The organism is Bacillus sp. WC2503 (assembly GCF_052682895.1).
In genome coordinates, this window is sequence record NZ_JBQYMD010000001.1 from 3,315,684 (window position 1) to 3,340,379 (window position 24,696).

Consider the following 24,696-nt stretch of genomic DNA (forward strand, 5'->3'; position numbering starts at 1 on the left):
TTATTATACATAACTATTGTAAGCGATTCAATGATTTTTTTTAACGTTTTCATTTTAGACAAAAATATATGTCTTTTTACACATGCTCCGCTTTCACTAATCGTTGCAAGTGCATTGTTAAATAAATACTTTCAGCTTCATATACAGGCAATTGCAATTCTTTTTGCATGACCTTAACCAGCTTCCAGGCTAAATTATAACAGACGGGATATTCTGCCTTTAATAAATCAGCAAAGCTTTGTGATTCCTCAACTTTTTCTCCCTTTTTCACCCGTTCAATAGCATATTGTAAATGACGAATAAGGCGCAAATAGTGAATACTTTCTTGGTCTAATGTAATTTGTAAGCTTGTTTCAATTAAAGATACAAGTTGTGCAATGAGACGGGAGTTTTGATTAACTGAAGATAAATCTGAATTTGTAAGTGAACTGTAAATATGGAGTGCAATAAAACCAATTTCTCCTTCTGGCAATGTAATTTGCAAACGAGAATTTAAAAGGTCTACAACACCTTCAGCAATTTCGTATTCTTCTGGATATAGCATTTTCGTTTCAACCAGAAAAGGATTATCTATTGTAAGTCCTTGTTTTAACCGCTTAACTGCAAAAGAAATATGATCTGTTAAAGCGATGTGAATATGTTCATTTAATGGCGATTTTGCCTTTTCTTGAATGTAGAACATAATGTCATTCATTAATTCAATTAATTTTTCACTCACATGCGGCACTAACAGTTTGTATTGTTCTCGATCACGTTCATTTTTTAAAACAAACATTTTTTCAATTTGTACTTGCTCCAATACATCTTTCGCTTTTTTTCCAAATCCAATTCCTTTACCAATCACTACTACTTCCTCGTGTTCAGGATGGCTAGCAATGATGACATTATTATTTAAAACTTTTTTAATTTCTAGATAATTACTCATATAACACCACCCTCGTACTTAAATAGCCTGCTTTTATGTTACAGAATATTCTTCTTTGTCGTCAATGTAAAACATCTACCATTTAATAAAAATTCATTTTTTAGACATGTTTGTATATGATGCGTATAATGTAAGGGCAACTGTACATAGAAAGGAGATTGCAACATGATTAAAATGTTTGTAAGTGATATTGATGGAACAATGATGCAACACGGAGGTTTTATCGACGAACAAGATATTATCGCTTTGCGCAGCTTAGCTGAACAAAATGTAATTCTTTGTTTCGCTTCTGGAAGACTTGATAATGAAATTGCAGACTTAATGAGAGCGGTTAATACAAATTTCCATCGCATTAGTGTAAATGGTGTTTTTGTATATACACATGAAAATAAGAAGCTATTATCTGCAACTTTCGATTCCAGCATTCTTCCAGATTTGTTAGCTATGACAAATGAAGACCCTTATTTCCGTTATGTAAGTGATGAACATAGCTACTACATTGAAGAAAAAACACCGTTTATTCATGAACTTGAACAACAAGTAACGATGACTTCTGTTGAAGAACCTAATCTATTACAGAAAATTGATGATACAATTTTTCCAAATAAAATTTCTGTCGGTGGAACGAAGGAAAGCTTACAACTCCTTCAGAAAAAAATTGATGAAAAATTTCATGGGAAAGTTAGCACCTTCATTTCAGCAGAACAATGTTTAGATGTAATGCCACCTAATATTAGTAAAGGTTCTGCTATTTCTATTTTATTAAAAGAATTTCAAATACAACCAGAGGAAATTGCTTGCATAGGGGATTCTTATAATGATATTCCAATGTTCTCTTTAACTCCTCACAGTTTTGCTATGTCTCAAGCAGATGACGCAGTAAAAGAGCACGCTCACTATGTAGTAAATACGGTTAAAGATGCTGTTAACCACGTAATTACTCATAATAAAAATACGACTCACTCCTTATAAGGATGAGTCGTATTTTTATTTCTTTACATGTTAAACACTTTAAAATTTACTGTACTTTACAAACTGAAATATATTATTTGTTACGTGCGATGTTTGTAATAAATTTATAACGATCCCCACGATAAATACATTTCACATACTCTAACGGTATCTCACCTTCTGAATATGACCATTGGCGCATTACAAGCACAGGCGCCTTTTTAGGAATATGCAGATGTTCAGCTTCATTATCCGTTGCAATGGAAGCTTCAATTGATTGAGTAGCGCTAACAAGCTTAAAGCCCAGTTTTTTCTCTAAATGTTCATATAAAGATTGTTGCAATATTTCTTCGTTAATATCTTTTACAAGAGCTGGCGACAAATATGTCGTCTCAAAAGCAATCGGTTCATCATCAGCTAAGCGAATACGCCTCACTTCATAAACCGACTCCCCCTCCTGTATTCTCAACCGGTCTGCTATTTTCGCAGTAGCTGGAACTAGGCGGAAACTAAGTAATTGACTACTTGGGTTCATCCCGCGAGAAATCATATCTTCTGTGAATCCCGTCATTCCTTGCAATTTTTGTTCCACTTTCGGAAGTTGGACAAACGTTCCAATTCCACGTTTCCGATATAAATAGCCTTGTTCCACTAAATTATTAATCGCCTGTCTGATTGTCATACGACTCACTTCGAACTTATCACAAAGTTCATTCTCAGATGGGATTTTGTCTCCCGGCTTCCATTCGCCGTCCTCAATTAGCTGTTTCACCCACTCTTGAATCTGATAATAGATCGGAAATGGTGAATACTTGTCGATGTTCATCAGCAATCGCCTCACTGCATAAAGATAGAGCTTCTTGATCAGCGATTACGGTTACATTCGGATGACGTTGTAAAACTGTAGCAGGACACGCTTCACTATATTCACCTTGCAATAACTCTTTAAGTGCTTCTGCCTTTTTAGGCCCCATAGCAACAAGTAGGATTTGTTTTGCTTTCATAATGCTTCCAATTCCCATTGTAATCGCATGAGTTGGCACATCTTCTTCTTTTTCGAAGAAACGAAGGTTTGCTTGGCGTGTAGATTCTGTTAATTCAACAATGTTAGTTGGAGAATTAAATGCTGTTCCTGGCTCGTTAAATCCGATGTGACCGTTTTCACCGATTCCAAGAATCTGTAGGTCAACTGGGTTAGCAGCTAGAATGCTCTCGTAACGTGTGCACTCTTCCTCTAAATCACTTGCCATCCCGTTTGGTACATAAGTTTGTTTAAATGGAAGATAATCAAACAACTGTTCTTGCATGAAATAGTGATAGCTGTTTTTATCTTCGTGTGGTAAATTTACGTACTCATCTAAGTTTACAGTGGTTGCATGACTTGTATCAAGTTTATTTTTTCGCATTTCTGCATAAATACCTAATGGAGAGCTTCCTGTAGCCATTCCTAATGTTGGATTTTCTTTTGATTTTACAACTTCTTCAATTAATTTATAACCTGCTTCTGCTAATTCTTCTGGAGTTTTTACAACAAGAATATTCATTTAATTACTTCCCTTCCTTCATATGAATTCCTAAACGAACGGTATCATATACATGTAAATTTTCAGTCATCACAACAAAGTCTGCATCTTTCCCTACCGCTAACGCACCTTTATTATTTAATCCAAACTCTTCTGCCTGGTTAACTGATGTCATACGTACTGCGTCTTCGATTGAACATCCTGTAAATTCAATTACATTTCGGAAAGCTTGATCCATTTTTAGAATACTACCAGCTAACGTTCCATCTTCTAATCGAGCACTACCATCTTTTACATGTACTGGCTGTCCGCCAAGTTCATATAATCCATCTTCAAGACCTTTTGCTCGCATTGCGTCAGTAATGACACTTACTTTTTTCGGTCCTTTTAATTTATATGCTAATTTCACCATATCAGGGTGAATATGAATGCCATCTGTAATTACTTCAACCATTACATCTGGATTTAATAACACATGACCAACAACTCCTGGTTCACGGTGATGTAATCCACGCATTTGATTGTACAAATGTGTTGCATGTGTAATGTTTCTATTTTTTAGTTGCGCATCAATTGCATCTGTATGCCCCATTGTGCCAACAACACCAGTTTCAGCAAGATACTGGTCAAACTCTAATGCTCCTTCTTCCTCTGGTGCATATGTTACTAACTTAATTAAATTACCGCTTGCTTCCTGCCATTGTTTAAACTGTTCAATATTCGCAGGAACGATATGTTCTAGTGGTTGTGCACCTGCACGTTTTTTTGAAACATACGGTCCTTCTAAATGAATATATTCGAAATGTGCTCCTTTTTCTTTCGCTTCCTTTGCAGCACTTAGTGCCGCTTCTATCGCTTCTGGAGCTTGTGTCATTGTTGTCGGGAAGTAAGTTGTAACCCCTTCTTTTAACATTTCTTTACCTAGAGTTACTAATCCATCGCTATTTGCATCCATCGCATCAATATCGTATCCACCATGAATATGAACATCGATCATACCTGGAATTACAATCTTCCCTGTAGCATCAATAACAGTTTCATCTTCTTGTGGTACATATTGAGCCATCAAACCAATTTCTTTAATTGTTTCTGCGTAACGAATAAATCCGTTTTCCACTACTTCTTGACCTGTGTAAATTTTGGCATTGATGACAATTTGCGTTTTCATTTTCATCGACCCTTTCCCATAAACTTTCCTACTTGTTCTTATTACCTTATTCGCCTAATTCTATCTTAATATACGCACGAGTAGTTGTCTATACATTCTAATGAAATTTCCATTTTGTTTAACGAAACATATATTATAATTACGTCTCTCGTAATTATAATATATGTTATTCATTTTTTCCAAAAAGGGACGGTCTCCATCTCTAATGTATGAATTACTTCAATAATGGCATTAATCCACTAGACCCTATCATAATATGTTCCCCATCTGTATTCACTTCTACAGTGCGTTTATTTGTTCCATATATCATTATACCGTGCCGTTTCAATCTCCTTACTACACTTTGGTGAGGATGGCCATACGGATTGCTACTCCCATACGAAAGAATAGCGAACTGTGGTTCTACTTTTTTTATAAACGTTTCACTTGTTGAAGTATATGAGCCATGATGCCCAACTTTTAATATATCTGCATGTACATCAAATTGCTTTAATATCTCATGTTCCGTCCGTACATCAGCATCGCCCATCAATAAAAAGTCAGCCTTTCCATATCGAACCTTTAAAACAATTGAGGATTCATTATTTTCATCTTTCGATTTCCCATTGTTTAATACCTGTATAGAAACATGTGGATCTAGCGGTATATATTGTCCTTCCTTTACCGAAACAAAAGGTATTCCCCTTTTCTTAATATTATTTCGATACGTATGATATGTAAAAGAGCTATATGTTTTTCCACTATCTAGTATAAGTGAGACCGGCATTTGCTCTACAATCGGAATTAGTCCACCAATATGATCCATATCAGGATGCGTACTGACAATAACATCTAAATGGTTTATCCCTTTTTCGATTAGTTTTTGAATAATAACCTCTCCTGCTTCATAAGGTCCTCCATCAATTAACATTGTTTGTCCATTTGGCAATACAATAAGTGTTGCATCACCTTGTCCAACTTTTAAAAAGTTCACTTGCATTTTACTAAGATGTTGCCGCTGCATATGTAAAGGAGACGTAGCATGAATAGACATCATATATCTTTTAGCCGAGGTACTATTTAAAGAAAAACATAATAAAACAGAAATTAACAACAAAATACTTCGTATACCCTTCATAACTCGTCTCCTTTTTTTTCACTTAGTATGGCACGGGATATAATTGATATACAAAAAAAGCTTAGCAAAATGCTAAGCTTTTATTTTGATATTTCTTGTAAAGAACCGAAGAATAAATCTGCTTCATTCATTTGTTCACTCTCTTCAGAAAGTAGCGGTAAATCATCTAATGTTTTCAATCCAAATGTGTCCAAAAATTCTTTTGTCGTTCCATATAAAATAGGACGCCCTGGACCTTCTGCTCGGCCAGTTTCTTTTATAAGTAAGTGTGAAACTAACGTTTGTAGTGCCTTGTCCGTTTTTACCCCTCGAATCTCTTCCATTTCTGTCCTTGTAATCGGTTGACGATATGCAACGATCGCTAACGTTTCAAGAGCAGCTTGAGAGAGTGAGGCAGCTGTTGGGATATCTATTAATTTCTGATAGTACGAAGCATGTTCTTTCTTTGTAGCAAAGCGATATACTTTTGCATATTGTACAATTTGCAAACCGCGATGTGCACCTTCATATTCTTTTTGCATTTCTTCTAAAATATCTATTACTTCATTCACTTCAATTTCAAGAACTTTCGCTATTTGTTCTGGATAAATCCCTTCATCACCAGAAACAAACAAAAGCCCTTCAATGATTGATTTTTGTTCTTTTCTATCCATTGTCCGAGCTCCTTCCTCCTATTTTCTCATTAAAAATACACATCAAAAAACCGAATCACAATCAATGCGTTCGGTTCAATATTTCTTTTCTTGTTCCAAACGATTCATTAAAACGTAACATGAGATAAACTGTTTCTCTATCCCATTTCCCATACAAGCTCTATGCGGATTTATTAGAACTCGATACAAAAATTTCATCAAAATTATGTTCTTGCTCAATGCTAATTTGTTGTTTTTTCATAAGCTCAAGAACCGCTAAAAATGTTACAACCATTATTTCACGTTCTTCATCAGCAAACAAATCATAAAAACTTTGACGGCCACCTTTTATTTCTAACTGTTTTAGAATATCAGTCATTCTTTGTTCAATTGGTATTTCTTGACGAGTAACTCGTGCTGTTACAGGTTTCTTTGCTTTTTTACGGCGCATTAATTTTTGAAATGCCGCTAGCATATCATATAACGTAACATCAAGAGGTAAGCTTGTCTCCTCTTCTTGTTGCAACGATGTAAAATCAATTGGCGGACGTGTATATAGCTGTGCTCTTTCTTGTTCTCTTTCTTTTAACTCAGTAGCAACTTGCTTATATTTCTTATATTCAATTAACCTCTCCATCAATTCTTGACGAGGGTCATCTATAAAGTCATCACCATTATCAAGTACATCTTCTTCATGTTTCGGCAACAACATTTTACTTTTAATTTGCAATAACGTTGCAGCCATTACTAAATACTCACTTGCAACATCTAATTGTAGTTCTTTCATCGTATGGACATAAGACAAATATTGTTCTGTAATATCCGCTACAGGAATATTATATATATCAATTTCATAACGATGTATTAAATGTAACAATAGATCTAAAGGCCCTTCAAAAGCCTCTACTTTAAAATTATACTGCACAAAGCATCCCACCACATTTTTTCTATAACAACATAAGTATAGAGCATACTCATGTTCTATCCAACCTTTTTAAGAAATTTAATTAAAAATAGACCTATGCCTATGTCATCATGCCCACAGCTTCATATGATAACAGTGTAGTAAGAACAATGTAGGAGGTCAAAAAACTATGGGTCACGTTGATTGCGGTTTTAGCGGTGGGTTCGCATTACTTGTTGTACTGTTTATTTTACTAATTATTGTAGGGGCAGCTTGCTTCTGCTAACATGAACAATAAACGACTAGGGAAAATCCCCTAGTCGTTTATTGTTCATATTTCTATGATACACTTGTATTTATAACCGTTAGATAGGGGCGAAAAATATGTATCCTACCGAATACATACAATTTTTAATTCATTTTCACGGAGACTATGACTATTTTGAATGTCACGAAATATTGGAAGAGTATTGGAAAACCAAACCGAGAGGAAATCGTGATGATTACTTAGTCGGTCTCATTCAAGTGGCAGTTTCTTTATACCACCAAAGACGCACTAACTGGAATGGCGCCACAAAGATGATGAAAAGTGCAATCACAATTTTAGAAAAAAACAGTGCACTTTTACAACGTTTAGGAATCAATCAAACGCAACTTCTACCCTTACTCAATGAAAGAGTGCAATCTATACAAAAAAAAGAAAGTTTTGTACCGTTATTTTTACCATTATCGGACACATCATTGGAAAAGAAATGTATGCAGTTATGTCAGAAACAAAACCTTCCGTGGAAAGATATGAACGCTACTCCTAGTGAATATATCCTACACAAGCACACATTACGTGATCGAACAGAAGTCATCACTGAACGCAAAGAACAATTACAAAAAAGAAAGCAGAGATAATAAACTACTTATCCCTGCTTTCATGAATGTATATTTTGTTCAAGCCCTTTACACTTTTCGCAAAAACTTGCTGTTTGCTCATTTCCGCAAATTGTAAACTCAAGAAATTTGCTCTTTAACTCTTGAACCATCATCGTCCCAATTCCCATATGACGATGAGACGGGTTCACACTCAAATGCTGAATTTCTAATACTTGATTCTCTTTTTTTACAATCCCCATTATTCCAACAAAATCTTCATTTTGCTTCCACAAATACAATTGCCAATCCTCTTTCGCTTCATACTCTTTCATTGTCAATTGTAATGTTTTCACATCTTTTTCAGTTGGCATAAACGAAAGAAGCCCCATTGCAATTTTTTCATAACTTTTTTTAAAACGAATTAACATAACCCTTATCCCTTCTTACAAAAGTTACAAACTATGAATCCCCTCAATCACTCTTTTCATATCACATTCATTTTACAATATTTTCAACAGAGTGAGAAGAGCCTAAAACAACTTGATAATCATACAAAGCGAAAAGAAGAAAGTCAAATATATGTTTCAGTACTATTTCTTTCTAAGTAGATTTAAAAAAAGACAATGCTATATGATAGTTAAAAGTAACATCCGCTACTCATTACCGCTTCATTATTAGTCACCATAGAGCAACTTAATTCTAGCAAAATTAATATAATAAAAAATGTTTATTGAAACATATAATCTAGTGTATTCTATGTAATTTGTTAAAAGTTTGTTCTCATAAGTCATATATTTTAGCAACAATTACAGTACAGTTTGTATCATGTACTGTAAAGAAAATACTCATTCCTATTTAAAAAATAAAAAAGAGAGCAAAAGCTCCCTTTTTCCATAACTTACTCTTCCCAAACTTTAACTTCTTTCATTACATCGCCTTGACGCATGTTTAATACTGTTTCAATACCGCTTGTCGCTTTACCAAATACAGTATGTACGCCATCTAAATGCGGTTGTGGCTCATGAACAACAAAGAATTGGCTACCACCTGTGTTACGGCCAGCATGTGCCATAGAAAGTGATCCTACAAGGTGTCTATGAGGATTTCCATCAGTCTCACATGGGATAGAGTAACCTGGGCCACCTGCACCTGTTCCTGTTGGGTCTCCACCTTGGCTTACGAAGCCAGGAATAACGCGGTGGAATGTCACACCATCATAAAATCCTTGCTCTGCTAATTTTTTAAAGTTTTCTACTGTTTTCGGTGCTTCTTCTGGGAAAAATTCCAATTCGATTTTTTCACCATTTTCCATTAATATGTATCCTAAAGTTTTCATATGTATATGTCTCCTTTCAAGTATCTCAGCACTATATTACCACATTCATGACTAGAAACAAAAAAGAATCCGACAATCTACATACTTCTTTTTCGAAATGTGGACAAAGCTAGGTGACAAATAAGAAATATATACTATAATAACTGTGTTGCCCGAAAATTTTAGAAAGAGAAAGGGAGCGATTTTTCGTGAAAACGAAATTACTAGCTCTGCTATTAGCTGTAACGGTATTTATGATGCCAACAGCTTCATTTGCAGACATCATTGAGGGAGAATCAATTGTTACACTAGGAGAAAACTTATCTGAACAACAAAAACAAGATCTGTTAAAAGAAATGAAAGCACCGAAAGATGCTACAATTATTACTGTGTCTAATGCGGAAGAACATAAATTTCTAGAAGGAATTGTTCCAAAAGCACAAATTGGTACGCGAGCAATTTCCTCTTCTATGATTACATACACAAAGCCAGGATCTGGTCTCATTGTACGTTCAAAAAACATTAATTCAATAACAGATGCAATGTACACAAACGCACTTATTACAGCAGGTGTGAAAGATGCAGAGATTCAAATTACTGCACCATTTAAAGTTTCAGGAACTGCTGCTTTAACAGGTTTAATGAAGGCCTATGAAACAACATCGAACAAAGCAATTCCTGAGGAAGTAAAAAAAGTAGCCAATGAAGAAATGGTGCAAACGGCCCAGCTCGGCGATAAAATTGGTGAAGAAAAAGCAGTTCAACTTGTTGCAAAAATTAAAGAAGAGATTGCAAAAGAGCAGCCAAAAACAACGGAAGATTTACGTTCATTAATTAAAAAAATTGCTGATCAACTCGGCATTACATTAACGGATGAACAGTTGGATAACTTAGTAGCGTTATTTGATAAAATGAAAAATCTTAATATCGATTGGAATCAAGTTGGCAGTCAGTTAAATAAAGCAAAAGAACACGTTTCTGCCTTTTTAGGGTCTGAAGAAGGGCAAAGTTTCCTAGATAAAGTTAAAGATTTCTTCTCAAGTATCATTGATTTTGTTAAATCTTTATTCAAGTAAAAAGAAGCTCGTCAGTGACGAGCTTCTTTTTTATACAAGTAACGGTAATTTCATAACAGCTTCTTCAACCGAACGAACAACATGATTTGCTTTCTCCTTCACATATGGATGAGCATGATGAAGAGTAAATGAATGCGGGGTTACTTCAAACATTGAAATGTCATTAAAAGAATCTCCAATGCAGGCAACTTCATTTGCTTCAATTTTTAAATGTTCCATTAGTCGCCTTAAAGCACTCCCCTTACTTACACCCCTTGGCATAATATCAACATAACGTTTACCTGATATAAAAACTTCCGCTTCACTGTGAAACGTATTTCGTAACTCTTGATCTAATACTACAATTTTCTCTTCTTCTCCAAATACAAATAATTTCGCTGGATGTACAGTCTTACCAAATTCTTCTTCTAACGCTTCTATTTCAGCAATATGTACCCCCATATACTCTTCAAAAGTATGATGATTTTCATTTTTTCTTTTTGTATATCGCTGCTCATTTGCACAAACAATATCTGCTAGTCCTTTGTTATGTATATATCGATATATTTCCTGGGCAACACTATCTTCAAAACTTGATTCATGAAATATTTTACCGTCCGGCAGTAACATTGTCGCCCCATTTAAACCTGTTGTGTAATACGGGAATGAAAACTTTTTTACGACTTCATCAATTCGGTGAGTAAAGCGGCCAGAGGCAAAACAAATATTTGTCCCTTTTTCAGCTAGCCAACAAAGTGCACGTTCATCTTCTTTTTGCATATCATTCACATTGTAAACGAGCGTGTCATCTAAATCACTTACAAATAATTTAATCATGTCCTCTTCCCCTTTCATACACAATATCTACTCTAAGTGTACACAAAAAATGTTTGGTTTTTGTTAAAAAAAAATAAATTTTCAATAAAAAAATAAACGGGAGCATAATCCCGTTTATTTTTGTCTTCTTACATTTTGAGGTCGCACAATACTAGGACGCACTTTTAAACTAGACATAGTTGGTCGGAGTAAAATTTTCGTTAACGCGCCCCAATCAAATGGTAGAAACGGCCATAAATACGGTGTTTGTAAACTTTTTATAGACGTTAAAAATAAAATCAATATCGTCATTCCAATTACAAACCCTATCTCATGGAAGAGACCTGTTAAAATAATTACAAACAATTTCCCAACCTTATTTCCTAGTCCTAATTCATAGCTCGGTGTTGCATATGCCCCAATCATCGAAACAGCTACATATAAAATAACTTCTGGTACAAACAACCCTACATCAATGGCAATTTGACCAATTAATATAGCAGAAATTAACCCCGCCGCAGACGATAACGACGTCGGAGTGTGAATGGCAGCCATTCTTAAAAACTCAAGTCCGACCTCTGCCATTAACACTTGTAATAAAATTGGTAAATGCGTCATCTTAGTCGGTCCAATAAAAGCAAGATTCGGTGGCAAAAGAGTTGGATCAAATACAAATACTAACCAAAATGGTAATAAAAATAACGAGAAAATAACACCTAAAAAACGTACCCAACGTAAAAATGTACCTACAGCTGGATTTTGTCTAAATTCTTCTGCATGCTGTAAATGGTGGAAATATGTTGTTGGAGTGATCATAGCACTTGGTGATGTATCAACAAGTACTAACACATGTCCTTCTAACAAATGGTTCGCTGCTACATCTGGCCTTTCTGTGTAGCGAATAAGCGGGAATGGATTATAACCTTGTTTGACTACAAATTCTTCCACCGTTTTATCCGCCATCGTAATCCCATCTACTTCAATATTATTTAATTCTTGTTTTATAATCTTCACTAAATCTGGATTTGCAACATCTTGTACATATGTAATACAAATATCGGTTTGTGATCTATCCCCTACTCGAACCATTTCATTTCGAAGACGTGGGTCGCGGATCCTTCTACGGATTAACGCTGTATTTACAACAATATTTTCAACAAAACCATCCCTTGCACCACGTACTACCTTTTCTGTATCTGGTTCTGTCGGTGTCCGCCCCGGATAACTACGAACATCAATTGCAAAAGCTTCCGTTTCACCTTCCACAAATATAACAATAAGCCCTGATAATACTTGGAGCATTACTTCATCCATCGTTTTTACTTTACTTACTTGTTGATGAATTAAACGATTCTCTAAAAGCTTTACTGTATCTTCTTCTACATCCCTTATTTCATTTGTATCCACCGCTTCTTCTAAAATAGGGATAATATAATTCGTATCACAAAGTCCATTTACAAATAACACACCAATTTCTTTGTTTAAAATTTGAAATTTACGAATACCAACATCATATGTGACACCCAATCCAACAGTTTGCTTTAAGTAATTTTCATTATCACTTAAAAAAGACGAAATCGGGATATTCACTTTTTTAGGCTTCGTCATAAAACCCACTCCTTTCCAAAATTAATTGAATTGCTTTTCTAGTAATAGGTGATCCTCGCTCCCATTCATCATTTCCACACATCTTGCCAATATCACCGACCCCCACAATGACTGGAACATTCAAATCATCTAAACAATAAATCGTATCCCCACTAATCCTGCCAATTTCACCATCTGGAAGTCCAAATTTATCAACACCGTATTCTGTTAAATTCCCATTCCGATCTACGCTTACATCTACACGCGCCCATTCCCAATGATGTGTATTAGATGCTACCGCTAAAATACCAAGTACATCAATTTGTTTATGTGTGGCTACATATTTTAAAGCCTTTTCACCAGATCCTTCTCCAATAAATCCACTGTCATCAAACATGACAAATACAGGGTCATATGGCGTTTGCATAATAAGCTCAACAACTTTCTTCCCTGTCAATTTGGTTGGATTACTTTGCGATGCTGAAATACACCTGCCCCCAAATTCCTTTGTTAACAGCTCAATTGTCCGCTTTGCATATTCATCTCCATCTGTTACCAAAACAACCCTTCGTCTCATTTGATTTATCCTTTCGGTTTACATATAAGTGCTACAAAAAATGAAAATAATATAGCTGCGGAAATGCCCGCAGACGTTAAACTAAACATGCCGATACCAATTCCTAAATACCCATGTTTTTCCGCCGCATGCATTGCTCCGTGTAATAGTGAATGTCCAAAACTTGTAATAGGGACTGTTGCTCCAGCACCTGAAAATTTTATAAGCTTATCATACAATCCGAATCCGTCTAAAATGGCTCCGACAACTACAAAACTTGCCATTAAATGGGCCGGTGTTAACTTTGCAAAATCTAACAATACTTGTCCAATTACACAAATCGCTCCTCCTACAAGAAATGCATATACAAAATCCACAATTCACTCTCCTTTAACTCTTTCAAACACAACACCATGCGCAATTGTTGGAATCGTTTCCTTTTGTTGCATCATCATTGGGCTCAATAAAGCCCCCGTTGCAACGACAAAAATGCGTTGTAAATTCCCTTTTTGCATTTCACGTAATAAGTGGCCGTATGTGACAACAGCGGAACAAGCACAACCACTGCCACCTGCAAACACTTCTTCTTGATTTGAATCATAAATCATTAATCCACAATCATTGTATATATGCCCAAGGTCATAACCTTCCTCAAGTAAAAGTTGTTTTGCAATTGGTGTCCCAACAGCCGATAAATCACCAGTAACAATCAAATCATAATCAGCTGCGCTTCTTCCTAAATCTTCAAAATGCTGTTGGATTGTATGAGCAGCAGCTGGTGCCATTGCCGATCCCATATCTAAAGGGTTCATAATTCCTAAATCTTGCACTTTTCCAATCGTAGCTGCCGTAATTTTAATTGCACTTTTTTCTTTGCTAATTAATATGGACCCTGCACCTGTAACAGTTGAATTTGCGGTTTCTGGCTTTTGTCCCCCATACTCTGTTGGATAACGAAATTGCCTTTCAGCCGTTGCATTATGACTACTCACCGTAGCTAAGACACGATTCGCAAATCCACCGTCTATAAATGCTGATCCAACTGCTAAAGTTTCCATTGACGTCGCACAAGCGCTAAACATTCCTAAAAAAGGAATCCCCCACTGACGCGCAACATAATTCGCTGTCACTGTTTGATTTAATAAATCGCCCGCTAAAAAGAAATCAATTTGTGATGTTTTTATATTCCCTTTTTGCACTGCTTGTTGCATTGAGTCTGACATTAATTTTCGTTCAGCAAGTTCCCAGTTTTCCTCTCCACAATGCAAGTCATTATATGAAATATCAAAATATTTTCCAAGAGGGCCTTCAGCTTCTTTCGGACCGACAGCAGTACCCGTTGCATTTACGTAAATATCATTTTGAAATACCCACGTTTGTTTTCCTGTCAACCTCATACTCGCCCCTCCTTTAAGACATAAAAATTTTAAAAGTATATCTTATTAATCCGATAATATATGCTCCAACAACGCCAAACACGATAACACTTCCTGCAAGCTTAAACATGTTTGTAGCAATCCCTAGAACAATCCCCTCACTCTTATGTTCTAGCGCAGCGCTCGCCATAGAATTTGCAAATCCTGTAACTGGTACTGCCGATCCTGCTCCAGCAAATTGACCGATTTTATCATATACACCACATCCTGTTAAAATCGCCGACAATAAAACAAGAGTTGCAACTGTCGGATTTCCTGCCTCTTGTTCACTAAAGTGAAAATAATGTATATAAAATTTCATCAATATTTCTCCGACTGTACAAATGAGCCCACCTACAAGAAATGCCTTCACACAATTTAGTAAATAGTTTGGCTTTGGATGGTACTCCTTCACTTTATTTATGTAATCATCTTTCAGTTTTCGGTTTGTCATTTATATATTGCCTCCTACTTTACGAAATAAATCCAGTGAAACAATGAGCCTATTACTTTGCCAAGTACAAGAGCAACGAGTAAAACAACAATTTTCCCCTCTACCCCGACTCGTTTCGCTAAAATAGGTAAAACATTTAATACTTCCGTTAATGCCGCAGCAAGCATTCCAATGAATGTACCACAAAATAAACCTAATATTACAAGCCAATATTGCGATGTTTGAAATGTAATGTTTTTCAAACTACACCAAGCCCCAGTTAAAGTTCCCGCAATGACAGCCCACTCAAAATATTGAATATGCTTTCCACTTCTCGTTAATTGAGCTAAACGAGGGATTATACCAAGTACAGCCAAAAAGGCAACATATCCGCTACCTACTGCAATCCCGCCAGCTAAACCAATTAATATAACAAACCCACATTCAATCATCGGCAAGCTGTTTCGTGTTATCCTTGTTTTCATTAACAATTACATATTGATCAAGCGACTGTTGATATTGAAACATCTCAACTTCTAACGGACTCGGCTCTTCATTAATTCGCTTTTGAAATACATGATTAAAAAATAAAACCATACCTAATCCAAGACCTACTGAATAGGGAACTTGAAATAATAGTGGTTGCTCCTTAAACTCTCCAGTAATCATGTAATATAACCGCTGGTGTACTTGTTGCATACTTACATCCTCATGGAAATAAATGATCGCAAGGGCCGCCCCAATGAACAACAACAACCATACAAGCCCAAAGAAAATTGGGGGCACTTTCTTTTTTTCATATATAATTTCAACAAGAGTTTGTCCAGAACCTAGTAAATTAATTTGTACATGAGATGCTTTTTGTTGAATAATTTCAATTACTTTCATAACATCAATTACAACATGCGTCTTATCATGTGCTGTTACGTTGTAAACTATTTCATTTTGTAAAGACTCAACTACAAAAGAATCTCCTGCAAGTTGAGCGACATCACTCAGCTTTATTTCATACGCAGGAGAAATTTTTAAACGATTGCGCATTTTAATATAAATCGTTCCTTCCAATTTTCATTCACCCCTTCACTCTTCCTCGTAGTTGTAGTATGGTTATTGAATTTTTTTCTAATACAATTTTTTCATAAAAAAACATCTGTACCGTTTCGGTACAGATGTTTTTAGCTTATGCCTTTTTCTTAAATAAATTTGCGATACTTAATGCAAGTCCTCCCCAAATGACTACGATACCAATAACCATCATCATGATCGCTGATCCACTCATCATGAAACACCTCGATCTTTCCATTCTTTTTCAAGCTGGGCAGAATCTGAATGTATTTGTGCATTCCATTTTTTCAAACCAATGACTAGTGCGACTAGAAGGAATGCTGCCGCTATCGACCAACCATATGTTACAACAAATTCCGTCGGATAATCTCCGTAGTTCTTTTTAATATTTTGGATTACACCATCAATTAACATATACCCTAATATGAGTGGAGTAATAACGAGTAAACTAACTCTCCAAAACGTTCCTAATTTTATATCAGATACAAAGTTAGCATGATTTTGGTAAATAGGTAGACGGCGCAAGATAAGACCTATCGTAACCACTTCAGCTAGTGCAATTGTAATTAATCCAAAATTATTAGCGAAATAATCAACAACATCTAGAAACATAAGCCCACCACGTGTTGCAAAAACAAGAGAAACTAACACGAGAAGTGTTCCCATAATTCCAATCGTCTTTTGACGACTCAAACTAAATTTTTCAGATACAGCCGCAAAGCATACTTCCGCAAGTGAAATGAGTGATGTAATTCCAGCAACAGTTAACGATAAGAAAAATAATACTCCAAATAACGGTGACATCGGTAATTCATTAATAATTTGTGGGAATACTACAAACGCAAGCCCTACGCCAGCACTCGCAACTTTATCAACTGGTACCCCCATGTTATTTGCCATAAATCCAAGAGCAGCAAAAACTCCAATTCCAGCTAATAATTCAAATCCTGAATTTGCAAACCCTGTAATAAAAGCATTATTTGTTGTATCTGAGTTTTTCGGTAAATAACTAGAATACGTAATCATAATTCCGAATGCTAGAGATAAACTAAAGAAAATTTGTCCATAAGCAGCAAGCCATACTTTCCCATCAAAAATACGACTCCAGTCTGGTTTAAAGAATGCATCTAACCCTTGCATCGCACCTTCCATCGTCACTGCACGAACAACGATAATTAAAAACATAACAACTAATAAAGGAATAAAAATGCGGTTAACAACTTCGATTCCTTTTTTAACGCCTTTGAATGCAACGCCAAGCACAATAATCCAAACGAGAGCTAACGGAATTAATACTTCTGGCACAAGCCCCCCAAATTGCCCTGGTTTATCTGCAACATGTAAATATTCTTTAAATAAAAATGATTGCGTGTCTTTCCCCCACGCTCCAGTAATTGCAAAATACGTATACGAAATAGACCAAGCGATAATTACTGCATAATATGTTGAAACGATAAACGTTACACACATTTGCCACCATCCAATAAATTCAGCACGTGGATGAATACGGAAGAATGTAAGTGGTGCAGAACCACGATGACGATGCCCAAGAGCGAATTCGAATGCTAGCAATGAAATACCAGTCGTTAATAATGCAAATAAGTACGGTAAAAAGAATGCACCTCCTCCATTTTCATACGCTGTATAAGGAAAACGCCATATGTTTCCTAATCCAACGGCTGAGCCGACCGCTGCGAAAATAAATCCAGCCCTCGTTCCCCATTGTTGCCTCGTTTCCATGTTTCCTTCCCCCTTTATGACAAGTTCATACTTGGATTATATTTTAAATTAACTAAATTATCAATAAATTCTGTTAATTTTTGCGAAAATTAACAACTCCCTCCTATTAAAGTCATAAAAAAATCGAATAGACAGTTATTCATCTATTCGATCTTTCATCTGTTTTAATATTTTCTTTTCAAGTCTTGAAACTTGTACTTGCGAAATACCTATGCGCTCTGCTACTTCTGATTGGGTTTGATCTTTATAATAGCGCAAATATACAATAAGACGTTCTCGTTCATCTAATTCTCTAATTGCTTCTTTTAAAGCTATTTTATCAAACCATTTCGTTTCAGATTGATCTGCAATTTGATCTAAAATAGTAATAGGGTCTCCATCATTTTCATACACGGTTTCATGTATCGATGAAGGAGGACGACTCGCTTCTTGCGCCAGAACAACTTCTTCAGGCGTTAGTTCTAGCGCCTCTGCTACTTCATTAATCGTTGGAGCCCTTCCGAATTCTTTCGAAAGCTCGTCTCTCATCTTTCGAATTTTGTTGCCTGTTTCTTTTAAAGATCTACTTACTTTCACTGATCCATCGTCACGTAAAAATCGTTGAATTTCTCCAATAATCATTGGAACTGCATATGTTGAAAATTTCACGTCGAAAGATAAATCAAATTTATCTACCGATTTTAAGAGCCCAATACATCCAATTTGAAATAGATCGTCTGGTTCGTATCCTCGATTCAAAAAACGCTGTACAACCGACCATACTAGACGCATATTACTTTGAACAATCGTATCTCTTGCTTGTTGATCTCCACCTTGACTTTTTTGAATTAACGCTTTTAGCTCGTGGTCCTTTAACTGAGGTTTCTTCTTCTCATTTTTGACCTCTATGTCCATAGGCTATTCTCCTTAATTGCATAGAGCGTTACTATTTGATAAGTATTTTGTCAAATGGATTGTTGTCCCGAAAGATTCGTTTGAAATAACTTCTACTTCATCCATAAAATTTTCCATGATAGTAAATCCCATTCCGGAACGCTCTAATTCAGGTTTAGTTGTAAAAAGGGGTTGTCTTGCCTCATCTAAATTAAAAATGCCAATCCCTTCATCTCGAATCGTGAGTTTCACCATTGCCTCTTCCAAAATTACAGAAATATAAACAGTACCTTCTGCATTTCCTTCGTATCCATGAATAATTGCATTTGTAACCGCTTCTGACACAACAGTTTTAATCTCCGTTAGCTCATCCATCGTTGGATCTAGTTGCGCAATGAATGCTGCCACTGTAACGCGAGCGAATGATTCATTTTGACTTAATGCTGAAAATTGAAGGTTCATTTCATTTCTCATTTATGCCACCCCCAACGTCGCGAGCGCGTGCGCTTCACTTTCTTCTAAGCGAACAATTTTGAATAAGCCCGACATTTCAAATAAACGCTTAACAGGCGGTGAAATTGCACAAACAACCATTTCTCCACCTAATCCCTTTACATGCTTATATCGGCCTAATATCACACCTAAACCAGAACTATCCATAAACGATAAGTTCTCTAGGCTCAAAACAATGTGATGAACACCATGTGTCTCAATCATATCTGTCACTTTCGTTCGCAACTCTTCAGCAGTATGATGATCTAATTCACCCGCTAGTCTCACACATAGGACGTCACGTTTTACTTCTAATTGCATGGAAAGACTCACACGATTTCCTCCTTATGCTCAAACTTTACTCATTTACATACATAAAGATTTTCGTGATACAACATAAGAATCCTTCCTACTGACAAAAGAAGAACTATTTCGCCATAAAGTGAAACCATTCAACAATTATTTACTTACATACGAATAGAAAAGCGGCAAAATGTTTGCCGCTATTTTGATGTTGAAAACATCCCAAAACTTCTTTTAAATAACTCCCACCAGCTTGCTGCAGCAACATCTTCTTTTGCTACGATTGTTTGTTTTAATAAAACCTCTTTATCTTTTTTAATAACAAGCGTGCCAAGTGCATCACCTTTTTTAATCGGTGCTTTCACTTTCTTTTCAGCAATTACTTCTTGCTTTACTTTGTCCATATTTTCGCCCTTCTTCATAAGAAGAGACACATTATCTGATGCAACTAAATCTACTTTTTCTTTTTTACCTTTTCCTACTTGTACAGTCTTAATTTTTTCACCGCGCGTATACATTTTCTTCGTCATATATTGACCAAATGCATAATCAAGAAGCTTCGTCACTTGATTGTTCCGTTCTTTAGATGTAGGTGCTCCCATAACAACTGAAATAACACGCATGCCATTTTTTTCAGCCGATGCTGTTAAGCAATATTTTGCTTCTGTTGTAAAGCCCGTTTTTACACCATCTACTCCAGGATAAAAACGCACTAACTTATTCGTATTGACGAGCCAAAACTTCTTATCCGTATCTTCTCGTAAGTAATCTTCGTATTTACCTGTGTATTTGCGAATAAGTGGATACTTCATCAATTCTCTCGCCATTATAGCCATATCATTTGCTGTAGAATAATGATCTTTAGCCGGGAGACCTGTCGGGTTTTGAAAATGTGTATTTTTCAACCCTAAATCTTTCGCTTTTTTGTTCATCATATTTACAAATCCTTCTTCTGAACCAGCGATATGCTCTGCTACTGCAACAGATGCATCATTTCCAGATGCAATGGCAATACCTTTTAGCATTTCATTTACGGTCATCTCTTCCCCAGGTTCTAAAAAGATTTGTGATCCACCCATTGAAGCTGCATGTTCACTTGCTCTAACTTTATCGTTTAGTTTTAGTTTTCCTTTTTCAACTTGTTCCATAATTAATAGCATTGTCATAATCTTTGTCATACTAGCAGGTGGTAACTTTTCATTCGGATTTTTATCAAATAAAACTTTACCTGTATCTTGCTCAATTACGATTGCTGACGATGCTTGCTCCGCTAACTTCGGCGCGGTTTCTTCTGTTTTCTCCTGCTTCGTTTTCTCAGATTGTGCAAAACTAACTGAAGTACCAGAAAGCAATAACATGAAACAAACAAGTATTCCAAAAACTCGCTTCATGACTAACCCTCCATTCTATATCAGACCTATTTTTTCCAATTTATTATTTTTTAATACCATATTCTTCTATTTTTTTCAGTTGACAAACACATTCATACCCTATATTGTATTAAGTGTATTACGCATAGTAGTACACTTAATACATATGAGGAAGGAGACATTGCTCTTGCATATTCAACTTGATCCAAGAAGCAACACTCCGATATGGGAACAAATTGTTCAAAATATAAAAGAACTCGTATTAAAAAACATGTTAGCTCCAAGTGATAAACTTCCTTCTGTACGCGAGCTCGCTTCATTACTTGTTATAAATCCAAATACAGTGAGTAAAGCGTATCAAGAATTAGAGCGACAAGGGATTATTGAAACGTTACGAGGAAAAGGAACATTTGTATCTCAATCGATTACCCCAACATTAGACGAAAGGAAAATCGCTATGGTTGAAAAGCAATTTCATCAATTATTACTAGAAGCCTCTTATCTTGGGATTACGAAAGATAAAATTCATGATTGGATAGATTCATACTATAAAGAGATTGGAGGAAATATGGATGCTGAAAGTGACAAGTTTGAAGAAAACAATTGATAATCAAACGATTTTAGACGATGTTTCTTTCACATTACAAAAAGGTAGTATCGTCGGATTACTCGGAAGAAACGGTGCGGGGAAAACAACTTTATTACGAACGATGATCGGCATTTTAGACCCAGATGAAGGCACGGTTACATATGAAGATACAGATATTCATATGCATCCTGAAATGAAACAAAAGGTCGTATATGTCCCAGATTCTACTAACATACTGAACGGATATACAGTAAAAAAAATCGTGAAATTTTATAAAGCAGTTTATACAGCATTTGATGAATCATATTTCTACGAACTGCTTGAACTTTTTAACTTACCAAACAAGCGGATTCGTAGTTACTCAAAAGGAATGAAAGCGCTGCTTGCGATCATTTTAGCCGTTGCTACAAAAGCAGAGTATATCATTTTAGATGAACCGACAAATGGGCTCGATCCTATCGTTAAAAGACAGATTTTGCAGTTTCTCGTTGGAGAAGTTGCAGAAAAAGAGATTACCATTTTCATCTCAACTCATCATTTAGATGAAGTGGAACAAATTGCAGATACAATCATTATGTTAAAAGGCCATACCGTGGCATCTATTACTTCACTTGATGATGCAAAATCACGATTTGCAAAAATACAAGTAGCTTATGAACGGTCATTACCTCAAAAACTAGAAAACTTAAGCAATATTAAAATATTAAATCAAACAGGAAAAGTATTTACGATTTTAATCGAAGGAAATGTTGCTACAACGCTTGAAAAGTTTTATAAAGAGCAACCAATACTTATTGAAGAGTTAACAATGTCACTTGAAGATGTCTTCGTTACGATACTTGAGGAGGATGGGTATGTTTCATAAGGCACTATGGATGTGGAATTGGAAACGCGGGAAATATGCTGTATTACTCTTTTTCTTGAGTACACTTTATCTTTTATCTTTCGGATACTATAAAGCAGCTCAGCAGCAACTTGCTAATTATTATGAACTCTCAGAAAAGGGGACTTTCTATTACTATTATGCTTTTTTGTCAAATACAGGTAATAGTTTTTGGCTAACTATTCTTATTATTTGTTTAGCTTGTCTATTAATAGGTTGGGAACGTAGCAACCAATCTATTACCCTACTTATGGAAATGCCATTTACAAGAAAAGATATTTTCTTCTCTAAATGGGCTTTCGGTTCACTATGGATTATAGGGTCTCTCCTTGTAAACTGGATCCTTATGTACATTATTTATAGAACAACCATTCATTTTGAGTATCAAACATTCAGTCCATTTCATCGATACTTTCTTTATGCAATTGTTTCTTATGTTGCAGTCTATACAGCTGCATTATGTATCGGTACTTTTACTGGGAGCATTGTTTCACAAATCGCTTTTTGTATTCCATGGCTACTAATGGGACTTACATTTACTCCATTATCGTACAATTTTACAATAAACCATTTACAGGCTACAGATACTACAAATACCAACTTGTATCACCAGCTTGATGAAATCAATCGAAAAACAAATATAGTTGCACCAATATATAATTTCGCGATCTATTACCAATATAATCCTGAATCGCGCAAAAAAGAAAATGACCCAACTACTTTAAGAGATCCAGCATCTTATACGTATTATTCGGCTAAATCAGTGTTAGTCCCTATTTTGTATACAATATTTTACTTACTACTTGGCTCATTTTTATATACACGATCGCCTAATGAAAACACTCAAAAGATATTTATTTTCCAAAAACATTTACGAATATGGATATGGGGAACAACCATTTACTTTGCATTACTAGGTGGCTATAAAATAAATCAATTTAGTTTCTTATTTAACTACTATATCGGTTTGTTTCTCGCTGGAATCATTACTTATATTGTATTATCACGCCTAACAAATTATAAAGTTTTTTAAAGGAGAGATCCTATGTTTCAAAAAGCACTATGGCTAAGAACGTATCAACAAAGTAAATATGTTTTATGGCTCTTTTGGTTCGTTAGCTTATACAATTTGTCATACAAATACTATTTGGCATCGATTGAACAACAATACCTTCTAAAGATGCAAAAAGAAGGGGAATATGTATATCATTACAATTTTGGTTTATTACTTATGGACCCTGTCATCTTTCAAGGTGGTGCACTTATCATTCTAGCCTGTACGTTAATAGGTTGGGAAAGGCAAAATAACTCCATCGATTTTCTTTGGTCTATGCCTTTTAAACGTTCACACCTTTTTATGACAAAATGGTTGTTTGGTATTTGTAACATTGTAGCAGCTGTTAGTATAAACTGGGGACTATTTGCTATTATGAAAAAGTTAACTTTTCATAATAAATATCAAGTATTTTCCCCATTCCATTCTTATTTTATATACATGTTAATTGTATTAATTGCTATTTATACACTTGCCTTATGTATAGGGACAATAACTGGGAATCTTATCTCGCAAGGACTTCTCACTGCAGCTATATTCATATTCCCATTATTACTTCCAACACTTATCTCAGGAGTCATCGCTGTCCACTCAAATATTGACTTTCATGAGAACAATGGCAATATGCATCGGGTTATGGAAAACATGCGGATTTCTGGTCCGGCAGAAAATTTTACTATTCGCTTTGATTACGATCCACAAAGTTCTTATATTGATGATAATGGAGTGCGTCATAACGAACCCAACTTTACAAAAATCCCTTCAGCAAAATTATTGATTGCACCTATTATATATATCATTATTTTGTTACCACTCAGTTTATATTTATATGTTCGTTCAGTCAACGAGCGAAATGGAAGTTTCTTACTATATCCGAAGTTTCAAAACATAGTTATGAGCCTTGCTATTTTCTTTATAGGAATAGTTGGTGGTTTAGTCTTGGGGAGAGACAAATCATTACTGAATTTTTACATTGGATTTTTCGTGACGAGCATAATTACCTACTTCCTTCTACCTAAAATATTAAAATGGAAAGTCTCTTGGAATTTCAAATAAAATAACCTCC

The 24,696-nt window shown here is 35.4% G+C and carries 31 protein-coding genes; 8 read left to right on the plus strand and 23 right to left on the minus strand.

Features of this window, described 5'->3' with window-relative positions; genetic code table 11:
• Nucleotides 1-76 precede the first annotated feature (76 nt).
• Nucleotides 77-925 carry a glucose PTS transporter transcription antiterminator GlcT gene (gene glcT / locus ACUN26_RS16865; protein ID WP_000073870.1) on the minus strand — a complete coding sequence of 283 codons (849 nt, stop codon included), beginning with the start codon at nucleotides 923-925 and terminating at the stop codon, nucleotides 77-79.
• A 165-nt stretch (nucleotides 926-1,090) separates the two neighbouring features.
• Between glcT and ACUN26_RS16870 the strand changes: the two genes are divergently transcribed.
• Nucleotides 1,091-1,897: a Cof-type HAD-IIB family hydrolase gene (locus tag ACUN26_RS16870; protein WP_000594219.1), complete on the plus strand. Its 807-nt coding sequence runs from the start codon at nucleotides 1,091-1,093 to the stop codon at nucleotides 1,895-1,897.
• A gap of 73 nt (nucleotides 1,898-1,970) precedes the next feature.
• Here the strand turns inward: ACUN26_RS16870 and phnF are convergent, their stop codons facing one another.
• The 6 genes from phnF to scpA form a co-directional block, all read right to left on the minus strand.
• Nucleotides 1,971-2,702: a phosphonate metabolism transcriptional regulator PhnF gene (gene phnF, locus ACUN26_RS16875; protein ID WP_073990542.1), complete on the minus strand. Its 732-nt coding sequence runs from the start codon at nucleotides 2,700-2,702 to the stop codon at nucleotides 1,971-1,973.
• A complete protein-coding gene (gene nagB, locus ACUN26_RS16880; protein WP_001024199.1) occupies nucleotides 2,632-3,420 on the minus strand; it encodes a glucosamine-6-phosphate deaminase in 789 nt (262 codons plus the stop codon). Before nagB ends, phnF begins: the two co-directional genes overlap by 71 nt.
• A 4-nt stretch (nucleotides 3,421-3,424) precedes the next feature.
• Nucleotides 3,425-4,567, minus strand: coding sequence for an N-acetylglucosamine-6-phosphate deacetylase (gene nagA, locus ACUN26_RS16885; protein ID WP_000856950.1), 1,143 nt, complete (start codon nucleotides 4,565-4,567; stop codon nucleotides 3,425-3,427).
• A 214-nt stretch (nucleotides 4,568-4,781) separates the two neighbouring features.
• Nucleotides 4,782-5,684 (minus strand): ComEC/Rec2 family competence protein, encoded by a 903-nt coding sequence (locus ACUN26_RS16890; RefSeq protein ID WP_000676377.1) that lies wholly within the window; start codon nucleotides 5,682-5,684, stop codon nucleotides 4,782-4,784.
• Nucleotides 5,685-5,764: 80 nt separating this feature from the next.
• Nucleotides 5,765-6,337 carry a segregation/condensation protein ScpB gene (scpB, locus tag ACUN26_RS16895; protein WP_000375175.1) on the minus strand — a complete coding sequence of 191 codons (573 nt, stop codon included), beginning with the start codon at nucleotides 6,335-6,337 and terminating at the stop codon, nucleotides 5,765-5,767.
• Between the two features lie 160 nt (nucleotides 6,338-6,497).
• Complete coding sequence (gene scpA, locus ACUN26_RS16900) at nucleotides 6,498-7,241, minus strand: segregation/condensation protein A (RefSeq protein ID WP_001199750.1); 744 nt, start codon at nucleotides 7,239-7,241, stop codon at nucleotides 6,498-6,500.
• Between the two features lie 169 nt (nucleotides 7,242-7,410).
• Here scpA and ACUN26_RS16905 point away from each other — a divergent pair, with 169 nt between their 5' ends.
• Together ACUN26_RS16905 and ACUN26_RS16910 are read left to right on the plus strand one after the other, a co-directional pair.
• Nucleotides 7,411-7,506 (plus strand): YjcZ family sporulation protein, encoded by a 96-nt coding sequence (locus ACUN26_RS16905; RefSeq protein ID WP_000510194.1) that lies wholly within the window; start codon nucleotides 7,411-7,413, stop codon nucleotides 7,504-7,506.
• Nucleotides 7,507-7,604: 98 nt separating this feature from the next.
• Nucleotides 7,605-8,123, plus strand: coding sequence for a DUF309 domain-containing protein (locus ACUN26_RS16910; RefSeq protein ID WP_000283584.1), 519 nt, complete (start codon nucleotides 7,605-7,607; stop codon nucleotides 8,121-8,123).
• A gap of 20 nt (nucleotides 8,124-8,143) precedes the next feature.
• Here the strand turns inward: ACUN26_RS16910 and ribT are convergent, their stop codons facing one another.
• Both ribT and ACUN26_RS16920 read right to left on the minus strand, forming a co-directional pair.
• On the minus strand, nucleotides 8,144-8,512 hold the full coding sequence (gene ribT, locus ACUN26_RS16915; RefSeq protein ID WP_000908405.1) for a GNAT family N-acetyltransferase RibT: 369 nt from the start codon (nucleotides 8,510-8,512) through the stop codon (nucleotides 8,144-8,146).
• Nucleotides 8,513-8,982: 470 nt separating this feature from the next.
• The gene (locus ACUN26_RS16920) at nucleotides 8,983-9,420 is read right to left on the minus strand and encodes a peptidylprolyl isomerase (RefSeq protein ID WP_000853789.1); all 438 of its coding nucleotides are present in this window, start codon (nucleotides 9,418-9,420) and stop codon (nucleotides 8,983-8,985) included.
• A 188-nt stretch (nucleotides 9,421-9,608) separates the two neighbouring features.
• Here ACUN26_RS16920 and ACUN26_RS16925 point away from each other — a divergent pair, with 188 nt between their 5' ends.
• Nucleotides 9,609-10,475 (plus strand): DUF1002 domain-containing protein, encoded by an 867-nt coding sequence (locus tag ACUN26_RS16925; RefSeq protein WP_000850510.1) that lies wholly within the window; start codon nucleotides 9,609-9,611, stop codon nucleotides 10,473-10,475.
• Between the two features lie 30 nt (nucleotides 10,476-10,505).
• On the opposite strand, the gene ACUN26_RS16930 is transcribed toward ACUN26_RS16925, so the two are convergent.
• From ACUN26_RS16930 to dacF, 14 genes are all read right to left on the minus strand, one after another.
• Entirely contained in the window at nucleotides 10,506-11,309 is an 804-nt protein-coding gene (locus ACUN26_RS16930; protein WP_002039528.1) for a Cof-type HAD-IIB family hydrolase, read from the minus strand.
• A gap of 96 nt (nucleotides 11,310-11,405) precedes the next feature.
• Nucleotides 11,406-12,878: a spore germination protein SpoVAF gene (spoVAF, locus tag ACUN26_RS16935; RefSeq protein ID WP_000165603.1), complete on the minus strand. Its 1,473-nt coding sequence runs from the start codon at nucleotides 12,876-12,878 to the stop codon at nucleotides 11,406-11,408.
• Nucleotides 12,865-13,434 carry a stage V sporulation protein AE gene (locus ACUN26_RS16940; RefSeq protein WP_001254416.1) on the minus strand — a complete coding sequence of 190 codons (570 nt, stop codon included), beginning with the start codon at nucleotides 13,432-13,434 and terminating at the stop codon, nucleotides 12,865-12,867. Before ACUN26_RS16940 ends, spoVAF begins: the two co-directional genes overlap by 14 nt.
• 5 nt (nucleotides 13,435-13,439) lie before the next feature.
• The gene (spoVAE, locus tag ACUN26_RS16945) at nucleotides 13,440-13,790 is read right to left on the minus strand and encodes a stage V sporulation protein AE (protein ID WP_000348323.1); all 351 of its coding nucleotides are present in this window, start codon (nucleotides 13,788-13,790) and stop codon (nucleotides 13,440-13,442) included.
• 3 nt (nucleotides 13,791-13,793) lie between these two features.
• On the minus strand, nucleotides 13,794-14,810 hold the full coding sequence (gene spoVAD, locus ACUN26_RS16950) for a stage V sporulation protein AD (RefSeq protein WP_001241169.1): 1,017 nt from the start codon (nucleotides 14,808-14,810) through the stop codon (nucleotides 13,794-13,796).
• A 13-nt stretch (nucleotides 14,811-14,823) separates the two neighbouring features.
• Nucleotides 14,824-15,282: a stage V sporulation protein AC gene (spoVAC, locus tag ACUN26_RS16955; protein ID WP_000184907.1), complete on the minus strand. Its 459-nt coding sequence runs from the start codon at nucleotides 15,280-15,282 to the stop codon at nucleotides 14,824-14,826.
• Nucleotides 15,283-15,296: 14 nt separating this feature from the next.
• On the minus strand, nucleotides 15,297-15,713 hold the full coding sequence (gene spoVAB, locus ACUN26_RS16960) for a stage V sporulation protein SpoVAB (protein WP_000568664.1): 417 nt from the start codon (nucleotides 15,711-15,713) through the stop codon (nucleotides 15,297-15,299).
• Nucleotides 15,706-16,326 (minus strand): stage V sporulation protein AA, encoded by a 621-nt coding sequence (locus ACUN26_RS16965; protein ID WP_000399262.1) that lies wholly within the window; start codon nucleotides 16,324-16,326, stop codon nucleotides 15,706-15,708. Before ACUN26_RS16965 ends, spoVAB begins: the two co-directional genes overlap by 8 nt.
• A 115-nt stretch (nucleotides 16,327-16,441) precedes the next feature.
• Nucleotides 16,442-16,543: a methionine/alanine import family NSS transporter small subunit gene (locus tag ACUN26_RS16970; protein WP_002093318.1), complete on the minus strand. Its 102-nt coding sequence runs from the start codon at nucleotides 16,541-16,543 to the stop codon at nucleotides 16,442-16,444.
• Nucleotides 16,540-18,066, minus strand: coding sequence for a sodium-dependent transporter (locus ACUN26_RS16975; protein WP_000450074.1), 1,527 nt, complete (start codon nucleotides 18,064-18,066; stop codon nucleotides 16,540-16,542). The genes ACUN26_RS16970 and ACUN26_RS16975 overlap by 4 nt, the downstream gene beginning before the upstream one ends.
• A gap of 135 nt (nucleotides 18,067-18,201) precedes the next feature.
• Nucleotides 18,202-18,960, minus strand: coding sequence for an RNA polymerase sporulation sigma factor SigF (sigF, locus tag ACUN26_RS16980; RefSeq protein WP_000350732.1), 759 nt, complete (start codon nucleotides 18,958-18,960; stop codon nucleotides 18,202-18,204).
• Nucleotides 18,961-18,972: 12 nt separating this feature from the next.
• Complete coding sequence (gene spoIIAB / locus ACUN26_RS16985) at nucleotides 18,973-19,413, minus strand: anti-sigma F factor (protein ID WP_001243394.1); 441 nt, start codon at nucleotides 19,411-19,413, stop codon at nucleotides 18,973-18,975.
• Nucleotides 19,414-19,764, minus strand: coding sequence for an anti-sigma F factor antagonist (gene spoIIAA, locus ACUN26_RS16990; RefSeq protein WP_000059133.1), 351 nt, complete (start codon nucleotides 19,762-19,764; stop codon nucleotides 19,414-19,416).
• A 170-nt stretch (nucleotides 19,765-19,934) separates the two neighbouring features.
• A complete protein-coding gene (dacF, locus tag ACUN26_RS16995; protein ID WP_000831987.1) occupies nucleotides 19,935-21,125 on the minus strand; it encodes a serine-type D-Ala-D-Ala carboxypeptidase DacF in 1,191 nt (396 codons plus the stop codon).
• Nucleotides 21,126-21,291: 166 nt separating this feature from the next.
• Between dacF and ACUN26_RS17000 the strand changes: the two genes are divergently transcribed.
• From ACUN26_RS17000 to ACUN26_RS17015, 4 genes are read left to right on the plus strand one after another with little or no spacing between them, the layout of a single operon-like run.
• The gene (locus ACUN26_RS17000) at nucleotides 21,292-21,711 is read left to right on the plus strand and encodes a GntR family transcriptional regulator (protein ID WP_000548026.1); all 420 of its coding nucleotides are present in this window, start codon (nucleotides 21,292-21,294) and stop codon (nucleotides 21,709-21,711) included.
• Nucleotides 21,677-22,558 (plus strand): ABC transporter ATP-binding protein, encoded by an 882-nt coding sequence (locus ACUN26_RS17005; RefSeq protein ID WP_000922133.1) that lies wholly within the window; start codon nucleotides 21,677-21,679, stop codon nucleotides 22,556-22,558. Before ACUN26_RS17000 ends, ACUN26_RS17005 begins: the two co-directional genes overlap by 35 nt.
• Nucleotides 22,548-23,609 carry an ABC transporter permease gene (locus tag ACUN26_RS17010; protein WP_445540882.1) on the plus strand — a complete coding sequence of 354 codons (1,062 nt, stop codon included), beginning with the start codon at nucleotides 22,548-22,550 and terminating at the stop codon, nucleotides 23,607-23,609. Before ACUN26_RS17005 ends, ACUN26_RS17010 begins: the two co-directional genes overlap by 11 nt.
• A gap of 12 nt (nucleotides 23,610-23,621) precedes the next feature.
• Nucleotides 23,622-24,686 carry an ABC transporter permease subunit gene (locus ACUN26_RS17015; RefSeq protein WP_000486531.1) on the plus strand — a complete coding sequence of 355 codons (1,065 nt, stop codon included), beginning with the start codon at nucleotides 23,622-23,624 and terminating at the stop codon, nucleotides 24,684-24,686.
• Nucleotides 24,687-24,696 lie beyond the last annotated feature (10 nt).

What these genes read in the sequence shown, in the direction of transcription:
- ACUN26_RS16910 (WP_000283584.1), top strand. Translation starts at nt 7,605, where the DNA reads ATGTATCCTACCGAATACATACAATTTTTAATTCATTTTCACGGAGAC.
- spoVAC (WP_000184907.1), bottom strand. Translation starts at nt 15,282, where the DNA reads ATGACAAACCGAAAACTGAAAGATGATTACATAAATAAAGTGAAGGAG.
- ACUN26_RS16930 (WP_002039528.1), bottom strand. Translation starts at nt 11,309, where the DNA reads ATGAAAGGGGAAGAGGACATGATTAAATTATTTGTAAGTGATTTAGAT.
- scpB (WP_000375175.1), bottom strand. Translation starts at nt 6,337, where the DNA reads ATGGATAGAAAAGAACAAAAATCAATCATTGAAGGGCTTTTGTTTGTT.
- dacF (WP_000831987.1), bottom strand. Translation starts at nt 21,125, where the DNA reads ATGAAGCGAGTTTTTGGAATACTTGTTTGTTTCATGTTATTGCTTTCT.
- sigF (WP_000350732.1), bottom strand. Translation starts at nt 18,960, where the DNA reads ATGGACATAGAGGTCAAAAATGAGAAGAAGAAACCTCAGTTAAAGGAC.
- ACUN26_RS16905 (WP_000510194.1), top strand. Translation starts at nt 7,411, where the DNA reads ATGGGTCACGTTGATTGCGGTTTTAGCGGTGGGTTCGCATTACTTGTT.
- spoVAB (WP_000568664.1), bottom strand. Translation starts at nt 15,713, where the DNA reads ATGATTGAATGTGGGTTTGTTATATTAATTGGTTTAGCTGGCGGGATT.
- nagB (WP_001024199.1), bottom strand. Translation starts at nt 3,420, where the DNA reads ATGAATATTCTTGTTGTAAAAACTCCAGAAGAATTAGCAGAAGCAGGT.
- spoVAD (WP_001241169.1), bottom strand. Translation starts at nt 14,810, where the DNA reads ATGAGGTTGACAGGAAAACAAACGTGGGTATTTCAAAATGATATTTAC.
- ACUN26_RS16940 (WP_001254416.1), bottom strand. Translation starts at nt 13,434, where the DNA reads ATGAGACGAAGGGTTGTTTTGGTAACAGATGGAGATGAATATGCAAAG.
- ACUN26_RS16975 (WP_000450074.1), bottom strand. Translation starts at nt 18,066, where the DNA reads ATGGAAACGAGGCAACAATGGGGAACGAGGGCTGGATTTATTTTCGCA.
- ACUN26_RS16890 (WP_000676377.1), bottom strand. Translation starts at nt 5,684, where the DNA reads ATGAAGGGTATACGAAGTATTTTGTTGTTAATTTCTGTTTTATTATGT.
- spoVAF (WP_000165603.1), bottom strand. Translation starts at nt 12,878, where the DNA reads ATGACGAAGCCTAAAAAAGTGAATATCCCGATTTCGTCTTTTTTAAGT.
- spoIIAB (WP_001243394.1), bottom strand. Translation starts at nt 19,413, where the DNA reads ATGAGAAATGAAATGAACCTTCAATTTTCAGCATTAAGTCAAAATGAA.
- glcT (WP_000073870.1), bottom strand. Translation starts at nt 925, where the DNA reads ATGAGTAATTATCTAGAAATTAAAAAAGTTTTAAATAATAATGTCATC.
- nagA (WP_000856950.1), bottom strand. Translation starts at nt 4,567, where the DNA reads ATGAAAACGCAAATTGTCATCAATGCCAAAATTTACACAGGTCAAGAA.
- phnF (WP_073990542.1), bottom strand. Translation starts at nt 2,702, where the DNA reads ATGAACATCGACAAGTATTCACCATTTCCGATCTATTATCAGATTCAA.
- ribT (WP_000908405.1), bottom strand. Translation starts at nt 8,512, where the DNA reads ATGTTAATTCGTTTTAAAAAAAGTTATGAAAAAATTGCAATGGGGCTT.
- ACUN26_RS17005 (WP_000922133.1), top strand. Translation starts at nt 21,677, where the DNA reads ATGCTGAAAGTGACAAGTTTGAAGAAAACAATTGATAATCAAACGATT.
- ACUN26_RS16920 (WP_000853789.1), bottom strand. Translation starts at nt 9,420, where the DNA reads ATGAAAACTTTAGGATACATATTAATGGAAAATGGTGAAAAAATCGAA.
- ACUN26_RS17010 (WP_445540882.1), top strand. Translation starts at nt 22,548, where the DNA reads ATGTTTCATAAGGCACTATGGATGTGGAATTGGAAACGCGGGAAATAT.
- ACUN26_RS16870 (WP_000594219.1), top strand. Translation starts at nt 1,091, where the DNA reads ATGATTAAAATGTTTGTAAGTGATATTGATGGAACAATGATGCAACAC.
- ACUN26_RS16970 (WP_002093318.1), bottom strand. Translation starts at nt 16,543, where the DNA reads ATGATGAGTGGATCAGCGATCATGATGATGGTTATTGGTATCGTAGTC.
- ACUN26_RS17015 (WP_000486531.1), top strand. Translation starts at nt 23,622, where the DNA reads ATGTTTCAAAAAGCACTATGGCTAAGAACGTATCAACAAAGTAAATAT.